The 1,630-nt window shown below is 33.8% G+C and carries 1 protein-coding gene and 1 pseudogene; both read left to right on the top strand.

Features of this window, described 5'->3' with window-relative positions:
• Positions 1-475 (top strand): annotated as a pseudogene (locus O970_RS09960) (hypothetical protein); the annotation flags it as partial.
• Between the two features lie 134 nt (positions 476-609).
• Positions 610-1,332 (top strand): hypothetical protein, encoded by a 723-nt coding sequence (locus O970_RS08965; RefSeq protein ID WP_133459366.1) that lies wholly within the window; start codon positions 610-612, stop codon positions 1,330-1,332.
• The last annotated feature ends 298 nt before the right edge of the window (positions 1,333-1,630 follow it).

Raw genomic sequence — 1,630 nt, 5'->3', positions numbered from 1 at the left:
TATAGATGTAGAGGAAAGAAGTTTTTCACCTGAATATCAACAAGCCCTACTTGATTTTTATCGTAAGAACAGTAGCCAAACGACAATTGCGACTGACCCAAATGAGTTACCTAAATTAGAAGGTTATCCAATACCCGAATCAACCAAACCGATAGTGATAGGAACGCCAATTCCAGACCAAGAAAAAGAGACGGGAAGATTTGAAACACTGATATTAGAACAAGATAAAAATGCTAATATACTGCCAGGTACTGAAATTGATGTGGGTGATTGGCAAGATAATATTCTCACTTCAAAGCAACCTTACGAACCTAATAAGGGAGCGGTGGGAAATATGGGCGAATTTTTAAACCAACCAGGCTTTGGCTCTGAGTTAAAAAATAATGCTAGGAAAACCAATCAACGGTTTGATGGACAACCTATTTATATAGCAACTGAAGATATAAAAGGAACAGATATCCAACAAGGGGATTGATTTTATTTAGATGGTCAACACAAAAATCATATTGAAGTATTTACTGAACACAGAAAATTCAAAGAGGTCTACAATTTAGATGGCACACGTAATAAGCTAAAAACAGAAGCAGGAAAAGGCAGGAGATTACCAAAATGAAAATAGATATAGACTTTGAAAAAGTAAAACAGACAATCTTATTGGCAGCGCAAAAACAAGGGCTATCCGAAGCAGAGCTAAAAGATTGGATTGAGGATTATGATGAAAATTGGCGTATTTGTTATACATCTAATCAAAATGAAAGTTTTCTCGACACATTAAGTGATTTAAAAGAAGAGGTTAAATTACTAAGTCAAGCTGTGCCTCAGCATGATTTATTAGCTTCGATAAGCGCAATTATTTTGGCAAAAATATATTCACTTACTCTGATGAATTTTTTTGATAAGATTGATGGTGATATTTTTCTGCTTGGATGGGGGAGTAAACTCAAAGATAAATGGCCTTCAGTTCCTGAAGATTATAAAGTGCCAGACTCTTATAAGAACGAAGTTACTAGCACCGAGGAAACGACTAAAGTCAATATAGATATCGATTTTGAGAAAATAAAACAGACGATTTTATCGGCAGCGATGATGCACGGGCTGTCAAAAGATTATATCACTAAGCATTGGCATATAGATTATGAGCTTGATCTCAATAAAGAATTTGCAAGATTAATTAGCGGTTTAAATCAAAATATCCAAATAATTTATCAAGCAATAAAAAATAACGATATGTTAACTGCTAAAGCGGGAATAATCAGGGTTAAGCCGTTTTCTCATGCTCTTGTGGATTTTTTGACTACCGTTTTCTCATGCTTTTGTGGATTTTTTGACTAAAATTGATGATGATATGTTTGAACTAGGTTGGGGAGATAAACTAAAAGATAAATGGCCTGACATTCCTGAGAATTATAAAGTGCCAGCGCATTATGATTACGAAAATACATGTAAGCCGTATCAGTATTAGTTTTGGTTGATAGCCGACTAAACGGCTCCTATTCCCATTTTTGTTTATTTACCTATTTTTTAATTGCTTTAGATACTTTTGTTTATTTACCTATTTTTAATCGCTTTAGATACCAAAAATAGGTAAATAAAAATGGTGAAAAAGATTAATATCTCGCCATAGAGATAT

This window comes from Candidatus Schmidhempelia bombi str. Bimp (genome assembly GCF_000471645.3).
Taxonomy (GTDB): Bacteria; Pseudomonadota; Gammaproteobacteria; order Enterobacterales; family Orbaceae; genus Utexia; species Utexia bombi.
The sequence above is the reverse complement of the archived record's forward strand: the minus strand, read 5'-3'. Positions and strand labels throughout refer to the sequence as shown.

What these genes read in the sequence shown, in the direction of transcription:
- O970_RS08965 (WP_133459366.1), top strand. Translation starts at nt 610, where the DNA reads ATGAAAATAGATATAGACTTTGAAAAAGTAAAACAGACAATCTTATTG.